Origin of the sequence: Limnobacter sp. SAORIC-690 (assembly GCF_002954425.1) — a bacterium.
Taxonomy (GTDB): Bacteria; Pseudomonadota; Gammaproteobacteria; order Burkholderiales; family Burkholderiaceae_B; genus Limnobacter; species Limnobacter profundi.
In genome coordinates this window covers 2,609,043-2,617,670 of sequence record NZ_MQVZ01000001.1, presented here as the reverse complement: position 1 = coordinate 2,617,670, position 8,628 = coordinate 2,609,043, and the positions used below count along the sequence as shown (strand labels likewise).

Sequence of the window (8,628 nt, the reverse complement as noted above, 5' to 3'; positions counted from 1 at the left end):
GGCAATACGCGGCTCTTGAAATTGGCGTCGGCGTAGTAGCGCAGTTTCTTCGCCTTGATCGGCGCGACGCTGGACACCATCACCACGGCTTCGTCGGTCGGAAGCTGCATGACTTCGCCGGGCGTCAGCAGCGGGCGGGCCGTCTCCTGCCGCGACACCATGAGATGCCCCAGCCACGGCGCGAGCCGATGACCCGCGTAGTTGCGCTGCGCGCGCAGCTCGGTGGCGGTGCCGAGCGTTTCGGATACTCGTTTCGCGGTTCGTTCGTCGTTGGTTGAGAACGTCACTCGGACGTGGCAGTTGTCCAGAATCGAATGGTTCTGGCCGTAGGCTTTGTCGATCTGGTTGAGCGACTGCGCGATGAGGAAGCTGCGGATGCCGTAGCCGGCCATGAAGGCAAGCGCCGTCTCGAAGAAATCGAGCCGACCCAAGGCCGGAAACTCATCGAGCATCAGCAGCAACTTGTGGCGGCGCTTGATGCCGTCAGAACCGTCGAGCGATTCGGTGAGCCGTCGCCCGATCTGGTTGAGGATCAGGCGAATGAGCGGTTTGGTGCGGGAAATGTCCGAGGGCGGCACTACCAGATACAGCGAGACGGGATGCTCGGATGCGATCAGGTCGGCGATGCGCCAGTCGCAGCGCGAGGTGACTTCGGCCACCGTGGGGTCGCGGTACAGACCGAGGAACGACATGGCGGTGCTCAACACGCCCGAACGCTCGTTGTCCGACTTGTTGAGCACTTCGCGGGCAGCGGACGCGACAACCGGGTGCGGTGCATCGGCCAGGTGCTTCGTCGTCATCATCCGGTGCAAGGTCAGCTCGAACGGGCTGGCCGGGTCGGAGAGGAAGTTGGCAACGCCGCGCAGCGTCTTGTCCTTGCCCGCATAGAGCACATGCAGGATGGCTCCGACCAGCAGCGCGTGGCTGGTCTTCTCCCAGTGGTTGCGCTTCTCCAGCGCCCCTTCGGGGTCAACGAGAATGTCCGCGATGTTCTGCACGTCGCGCACTTCATGCGCGCCGCGCCGTACTTCCAGCAGCGGGTTGTAGGCTGCCGACTTTGCATCGGTCGGGTTGAACAGCAGGCAATGTGAGAAACACGAGCGCCAGCCGGCGGTGATCTGCCAGTTCTCGCCTTTAATGTCGTGAATGACGGCGGATGCGGGCCACGAAAGCAGCGTGGGCACCACCAGGCCGACGCCTTTGCCCGAGCGCGTGGGCGCGAAGGTCAGGACGTGTTCCGGGCCTTCGTGGCGCAGGTACTCGTTGCGGTACTTGCCCAGGAACACGCCAGCCGGTTGCGTCAGCCCGGCCTTGCGAACGTCATCCGCTTCGGCCCAGCGTGCCGAGCCGTATGTGGTGACAAGGCGCGATTGCCGGGAGCGCCACACCGACATGGCGATGGCGACCACCACCGCCACCAAGCCGCTACCGCCCGCGATGGCCCCGCCAATATCGAAGACATGCGGCGCGTAGGCATCGAAGAAAAACCACCACTCGAACAGCCGCCAGGGGTGATAGACCGGCGTGCCGAAGAAATCAAACCAGGGCGAGCCAAGGCGTAGTTGATAGCCCAGGGCGGCTGCTGTCCATTGCGTTGCACTCCATACGCCGCGATCACGATGCCGAAGACGGCGGCGATCTGCCCGAACAGCACGCCCTGAGCTTGCATGACTGACCTCCGATTCCTGCGCTATTCCTCGTTCAAGAGCGGCACAAGGACGTGCCGCATAGCGTGAGAATCGGTGCCGGGTCAGTGCCGGTCAAAGACCGTTATCGGAAGCAAGATGATGCAAAAAGCATCGTTTCAGGCTGCAAAGAAACCAGTAAAAACACCGCAGGCGCGAGCGTGCTGCGGCGTGTTGGCAAAGAAGACAGGATTTTTGCGAAAGACTGCGATCAGAACTTCGGTGGCGTTTCCAATGGCGTGTAGGGTGTCTTGCCGTCGCCATAGAACCGCTTGCGCGTGGCTTCGGCTACCCGGTTGCACAACATGTCGCCAAGCGTCGCGCGGTCGGTTTTGCATTGCTGGCGTAGTTCCTTCAACCGTGCCGGGTCGGCAGCCAGTTCCTCCACGGTCGGTACGTTGGCCTGCTTGGGTGTCTCCGACGGGCCGCAGGCCGTTAGCACGGCGACCACAAGCATAGGTGTTATTCGCTTCATAGCTCGAATTCCTCCTGTGATTCGGACTGAGGTGGCGGCACGGGCCTCCCACCTTCGGGCAAGTCGATCACCTGCACCCGTTCGATGAATCGGGACAACACTTCCGAACGCTCGTCTTCGCGTCGCAACAAGTAGGTTGTCAGCATTGGCGAGCGGCCCGCCAAGGGCCGGGCCACAACGCCAGGTTCCCGGTTGGACACGATATGCGGAGCACCAGCCAGCCCCAGGGCGAAGCCGGCCGATACGACCACCATCATCAAGTCGAATGAGGCAACACGTTCGACGATCAGAGGCTCCCGGTCAGAGCGGCGCAGCACACGTTCAACCTGTCGCGCGTAGCCCTCACATGCTTGCGGGTCGCAGAGAACCAGCGGAAAGTGCAGCACTTCGTCCAGCGGGATGCGTCGGTGCTTGAGCAAATGATGGCGTGCTGGCACCGCCACCATCAGCGGGTCATTCCACACGGCTTCGGCGGCGATACCTTCGCCTACTTCATCCGATTGCGCGAAGCCCACGTCGTACAAGTCGTCTTGCAGCCCCTTGATTTGCTGCGACAAGGGCACCTGAAACAGCCGGATATCGACTTCTGGTTCCTCCTGCCGGCAAAGTGCGAGCAAGGTCGGTAGGCGCGGCGGCGTGATGCCATCGGACAGGGCAATACGCAACTGGCCGTGGAAGCCATTGGCCGCAGCCTTCACGCTGTCGCGGGCCTGCTGCAAGGCAGCGAACACGCGCGGAACATGCTCCAAAAACAGCTTGCCCGCCCGCGTCAGGCGCGTGCTTCGGCTGGTTCGGACAAACAACTGTTCACCCAAGTCTTCCTCCAACTCCTTGATAGTGCGCGACAGCGGTGACTGCTCGATATGCAGTCTCTCAGCCGCGCGGGCGAAGTGGAGTTCTTCAGCGACTGCAATGAAGTAACGCAGATGTCGTAATTGCATGGCCGCTCACGATTTCTTCGATTCTGCATCGCTGCATTTCGGCAGCGCAGCGGGTTTTTCCATCAAGACGAAAACCAAGACAGCGAGCAGCGCCCCGGATAACGGTGCCAGCCAATAGATCCAGTGGTTTTCCCAGTGATGGCTGAACAGCGCAGGCCCAAAACTTCGCGCCGGATTCATGCCTGCGCCTGTGATGTGTCCACCGACCAGTGCCCCCAAGAACACCACCGAACCAATGATCAGTGCACTGGTAGTTCGCAGCACGGTCAAAACCAGGAAAAAAGTCAGAATTGTCTCCACCATGAAACCGTTCGCCAGGCTGACGCCGGTGCCGATTCGGGTGGTGCCCGCTTCGATCCGTTGCCAGAAGAGGGCGAACAAAGTGGCCGACGCCAGACAGGCGCCAATGATTTGCGCGATGTGTAATAGAGCAGGCATCTATACGAACACCTGCCAGTAGCGCAGAGCGAAAGTGTCACCACGGGGTTAAGGTGGGCACTGCTTGACGTCGAAATACCGCCAATGATGCAGGTCACGCTGACCCCAAATGCAAGCGCAACGCCGAGATAACTGACCGCGTCACCTTGCTTGCTCAGTATCGCTGCGCCCGCCCCGATAAAAATCAGCGCGAAAACCCCAATCAATTCGGACAGAAAATATTTCCACTGTGTAGGAAGCATACGAACTCCTCCGTGGACTACCCGTTCTTGTTCAATGCAGCGCCCCTTTTACGCAGCATTCCTATCCTCTTTCGCTTGAAAACGCCGAGATCAGGAAGCATGATCGGCCGTCCTGATCTCACTTCGTGTTGCACGCAAAATGGGGGCTCCTAGCATCCGCACCCAGCGGGGCCGCAAACGCCCACATCGGCCAGCGTCGGCACTGACTCAATCTGCGGCGTACCACACTGGAAAAGGCCATAGTGTCGGCGGCCGTCGCCAATCACATCGAACAAGATCCGATAACGACTCTTGCTGATCATGTCGGCCGTATTGCGACATACCGGTACCGCCCGACCGGTATCGAAAGCATGGCCGTTGTCCAGCACGAATCGGTCGGGGGCTTCCGGCAGGTTGCCTTTGTAGATGGCAACCTGCCCGTAATCCTCGCAACGGTCTTCCAAATCCATCTTGAACAGGCGCAAGGTGATCGAGTACAACTTGGCGCCCCCGAGCTTTGCTTCGATGGCGGGATTGGCGATGGTCTTCAGGCTCTTGGCGGTAACTCGCACATCAAGGAAGCCGGCAGCCTGTGCCAAACGCACGAAGTCCTCGAAATACAGCGCATCACCGATGCACTCGCCGACGATAAGCGGATCGTCTTTCAACCCAGGGGCTAGCCTGCGGTCCGAGAAGATATCGGCGAAGTAGATTTCGCCGCCAGGCTTGAGCAGTTTGGCCATACCTGCCAGCACATCGGCCTTGGTCATCGACAGGTTGATCACGCAGTTGGAAACGATGACATCTATGCTCTCCGGCGGCAGGTCGAGCTGATCCAGGGCTTCGATATTGCCTTGCAGGAAGCGGACGTTGCTTTCGGTGTGGCCGAAGACCTTGCGGTGGTGCTCCACATAGCTCTGCGCGAAAGCGATCTGTTCGGCTGTGGCGTCCACACCGATGACCTTGCCTCGCTCGCCCACCAGGCTAGACAGCACGAAGCAGTCGCGTCCGCCGCCGCAGCCAGGTCCATCACGGTTGCGCCCTCCAGCAGCGGGGGGAAGGGCGCACCACAACCGTAGAAGCGCATCTGCACATCGTCGTGTATTTGCGTCAGGATAGCTTTGATGGCGTCTGATGGCGCTCGTCCGCTGTGCAGACATTGGTCGCCAAATCTTGCTTATCCGTCAAGGTGTCCCCGTAGTAGTGCTGAACTTCCTCGATCCGCCGTTCCAGGGTTGGAGCTTGATTGTTCATGGACTGTCTTCCTTTGAGTTGAAGGGTTTAAGGTCAGTGGGCAGCCATGCGGCCCAACAAGTCGATGCCGACAGGCTCCTGCGCCTGCAACGGAATCATGGCGAAGCGATGGGCATGCTGGCCGCGCGCGTCGGCAATCAGCGGCAGTTCGCGGTTGGCGCGCGTCACCAGGAATGGCGATGCCGGACGGGCGGCAGCCAAGCTGTTGTTGATCACCCTAGCCCAAGGCTCAATCTACGCGCGGAGCATGTCGTGTTGCAGGCTCACCGTTTCCAGCACCGGCGTGGTTTCCACCTTGATAGGTCGATTGGGCTACCGGGCGGCAGGTGGCTGCTGAGTGGCATCATCGTCCTTGACCTCCTCAATGCGCACCGCGCAACATGCGGATTTCTTGGCGACGGGCATTGGGGTCATTTCCGTCTTGGGCACTTCTTCGATGCGCACCGCGCAGCAAGCCGAGTCCTCCTGCTTACCAAACAAACGCGCTATAAAGCCCTTTTTCTCTGACATGGTCTTTCTCCTTCAAATAAACAACAGATTGGCGACGTAACCCACGCTGATGGCGACCGTGAAGATCGTCAGCACGAACACTGCCACCAGTCGGGGCCGGAAGATCGTGTTGAGCAGCGTGACTTCGGGAATGCTGGCACCTGCGCCAGCGATGATCAGCGCCGCTACCGCGCCGATGCTCATGCCTTGGGACTGCAAGGCCATACCAATCGGAATCAGGGTTTCAGCGCGGATGTATAGCGGCACACCGATAGCAGCGGCCACGGGAATTGCGAACGGGTTGTCGGCACCTGCCATAGTGGCGATCCACTCGCCGGGTACCACGCCATAAATTAGCGCGCCAATGCCCGCGCCGATCAGCAGGTAGGGCAAGGAAGTCTTGAACAAAGCAAAGGCCGCGCTGCCAGCTCGGCGCAGGCGCGATTTGAAGTCGGTCGGCCCTGCAATTTCGCTCTCGCCCACCACACGCACCTTCTTTACGTCGCGCTCCAGGCCAAAGAGCTGCCAGACCGCGCCCACTGCCACCGCCAGCACAAAGGACGCGGCGCCATAGAAGACGGTGAACTTCCAGCCGAACAACGTGACCAGTAAGCCCAGGATCACCGGATTGAGGATGGGCGAGGAAACTAGAAAGGACATGGTGGCGCCAAATGGCGCACCGGCGTTGAGCAAGCCGACCGTGACCGGAATGGTCGAGCAGGAGCAAAACGGCGTGACTGCCCCCAGCCCGGCACCGACGATGTTGCCACGCAGGCCTCGCCCGGTCAGCAGGCGTTGCACCGTGCTGGCTGGTACATACTCCTGCATCATCGCCACCATGAAACTGACGACGAAGAACAGCGCGATGAGCTCGGCGCTGATCATGGCGAAGAACTGCAGGGTTTCGGTGAGTGTGTTCAGGTTCATTATATATTCCTGATCAATGCATAGATGGTCAATGTTTATATTCAAAAAAAACCGTCATTGCTGACGGGTGATGTGCGCAGCCACCTCCATCCAAGCATCTACCGCTACCGTGAAGGCTTCGCGGCCCTTGTCGGTCAACGTGTAGACCTTGCGTCCACGGCCCGCAACCGTTTCGGTATGCGCGGTGACATAGCCGCCCTGCTCGAACTCGAGCAACACCGGGTAGATAGTGCCTTCGGTGGGGGCGCAACAACCTTGGGTCGAGCACTCCACTTCACGTGCGATCTCATAGCCGTGCATGGGCCGCTTTTGCAGCACGCTCAGAATGAAGAACTTGGACAGGCTCATCTTGATGATGCCGCTCCAATACAACCGGTCGGTATAGTCCACCGGTGTGCGCTCTACGGTCTTGAGGGAAGTCGTCGATTTATCCATGAACCCAATTATATACCTTGTCCATCAAGGTATCAAGCGGCAACCGAAAAATCCCCTCCTGGGGCGGTGCCTGGCCGGATAGAGGGCGCTCGCATGAGTCTGCGACCACAAGTGAAGCATCACGAGCCACGGCACACATGACAAATTCAGTCTTTAGCCGACAGACGGGCCGCGCTGGCGGCCGAATTCCCAGGAGGCATGCCCGCCCGCGGACCGTGGCGGCCAGGGATTGGCCCAGCCGCTGTTCGATGACGGGCTTCCAAGGCACGAGCGTGAAACCCAAGCCGTCGTCCAGCATGGCGAAGCGCCCGCTGGCGAGCATGATGGAGCGCCGATAGATGCCGGCCACGCGCTGCCCGTCGGCCACCGGGCGATGCTCCAGGCCGGTTTCCGCCGCTATGTCCTTGGCGGCCTGCGCCAGCTCCCGATTACGCAGCGTGCCCAGCAGGTTTCGGGCGAGGATGACGCGTTGGCTGCGTCGTTGGGCCAGCCCCTGTTCTTCGAGGAAGTCGGCACGCTGCTGCATGGCCTGCTTGGCGTCGCCGCCAAAGCCCAGGTCGCCCAGCCCACGACCGCTGCTGATCAACTGCTGGTCGAGCCAGGTGGCCCCGATCACGCGGGCCTGCCGCTCGATGGGCAGGTGAGATTTCAGCTCCACCGCCACGCCGCCCAGGCGCTGTGCGTCGTACTGGCGGCCACGCTCGGTCAGGTCGTCCGGCACCTTCCATAGCCCTTCGGCGACGCGCTCCACGATACCGGCTCGGCGCAGGGCTTCCAGCCGCCGGACATGCGACGCGACAACTTCCTGCGGGTCGCGCCCATCCTTGGCACGGCCCTGTTCGATTACCAGGTGGTGATTGGCGCGGTACAGGCCATCGCTCGCCAGCGCGGCGATGTTCTTGTCGGCCGCCCGCACCTCGGCGGAACCACGCACTTCCACCACCGCACCGGCGGGATAGTTCGCCAGCTCGTCGCGGGCGTTCAAGGCGACGTAGTGGGCCTTGCCGTCCACACCGTCGATGACCAGATAGCCGCGGTCGTGCAGCTCGTCGGCCAGCCCCTTGGCGGCGACGCGACCGATGACAGTACGGCCATCCTCGCCCGGCTCGAACACCGCCAGCTCGCGCGGTCGCCCGCTCATGGCACGCTGCATGGTACGGATGATGTCGCCACGCTCGCCCAGGGCACGCAAGGTCTTCTCCGCGTCCGCATGGACAGCCCAGATGCCGGGCTGCGCTTCTTCAGCCAGGCCCAGGCGCTGCAAGCGTTGCAGACGGCCGATCAGCAGCAGGCGCTGGCGTTGCAGCCGGGGTTCGTTGAAACGTTCGATCTGCACCCAGCCATCCTCGCCAGCCTCGCGCTGCAACGTGCGGTCAAGGCTCGTCCACCGCTCCTGTTCCACCTCGCGCTGCAAGGTCTGCTGGATCTCCAGTTCGGTGCGCGGCCCGAGCCATTCCGTCGCCAGCCCTGCGGCGCGATGGCGGAAGCCGTGGGCGATGTAGTCGCCCGCGATGATGAGGTCTTTGCCCGTGTCGTCGCGTCCGCGCACGATCAGGTGAGTGTGCGGGTTATCGGTGTTCCAGTGATCGACCGCCACCCAATCCAGCCGCGTGCCCAGGTCGGCTTCCATGCGGTTCACCAGATGCTGTGTGTAGGTGCGCAAGTCGTCCAGTTCGGCCCGTCCTCCGGGGAGACGATGAAGCGGAAATGGTGCCGATCGTCGGCGGCCCGCTCCTTGAAGGCGTCGAGGTCGGCCTCGTCGG

At 61.4% G+C, this 8,628-nt stretch carries 8 protein-coding genes and 3 pseudogenes; all 11 read right to left on the bottom strand.

Going from position 1 to position 8,628, the window contains the following annotated elements:
• Window positions 1–1,669: pseudogene (locus BSZ31_RS12485) on the bottom strand (conjugal transfer protein TraG); the annotation flags it as partial.
• 227 nt (window positions 1,670–1,896) lie between these two features.
• Window positions 1,897–2,160 (bottom strand): EexN family lipoprotein, encoded by a 264-nt coding sequence (locus BSZ31_RS12480; RefSeq protein ID WP_044314814.1) that lies wholly within the window; start codon window positions 2,158–2,160, stop codon window positions 1,897–1,899.
• Window positions 2,157–3,101 carry a LysR family transcriptional regulator gene (locus BSZ31_RS12475; protein ID WP_044314813.1) on the bottom strand — a complete coding sequence of 315 codons (945 nt, stop codon included), beginning with the start codon at window positions 3,099–3,101 and terminating at the stop codon, window positions 2,157–2,159. The genes BSZ31_RS12480 and BSZ31_RS12475 overlap by 4 nt, the downstream gene beginning before the upstream one ends.
• A gap of 6 nt (window positions 3,102–3,107) precedes the next feature.
• A pseudogene (locus BSZ31_RS17840) lies at window positions 3,108–3,781 on the bottom strand (MIP/aquaporin family protein).
• Window positions 3,782–3,930: 149 nt separating this feature from the next.
• Entirely contained in the window at window positions 3,931–4,755 is an 825-nt protein-coding gene (locus BSZ31_RS12460) for a methyltransferase domain-containing protein (protein WP_206018603.1), read from the bottom strand.
• Window positions 4,756–4,870: 115 nt separating this feature from the next.
• Entirely contained in the window at window positions 4,871–5,014 is a 144-nt protein-coding gene (locus BSZ31_RS17085; protein WP_206018602.1) for a hypothetical protein, read from the bottom strand.
• Window positions 5,015–5,047: 33 nt separating this feature from the next.
• Window positions 5,048–5,230, bottom strand: coding sequence for a hypothetical protein (locus tag BSZ31_RS12455; protein WP_044314811.1), 183 nt, complete (start codon window positions 5,228–5,230; stop codon window positions 5,048–5,050).
• A 96-nt stretch (window positions 5,231–5,326) separates the two neighbouring features.
• A complete protein-coding gene (locus BSZ31_RS12450; protein WP_044314810.1) occupies window positions 5,327–5,524 on the bottom strand; it encodes a hypothetical protein in 198 nt (65 codons plus the stop codon).
• Between the two features lie 12 nt (window positions 5,525–5,536).
• The gene (locus BSZ31_RS12445) at window positions 5,537–6,430 is read right to left on the bottom strand and encodes a permease (protein ID WP_033946864.1); all 894 of its coding nucleotides are present in this window, start codon (window positions 6,428–6,430) and stop codon (window positions 5,537–5,539) included.
• 54 nt (window positions 6,431–6,484) lie between these two features.
• Window positions 6,485–6,865, bottom strand: coding sequence for a PadR family transcriptional regulator (locus tag BSZ31_RS12440; protein WP_044314809.1), 381 nt, complete (start codon window positions 6,863–6,865; stop codon window positions 6,485–6,487).
• Window positions 6,866–7,018: 153 nt separating this feature from the next.
• Window positions 7,019–8,628: pseudogene (locus tag BSZ31_RS12435) on the bottom strand (DUF3363 domain-containing protein); the annotation flags it as partial.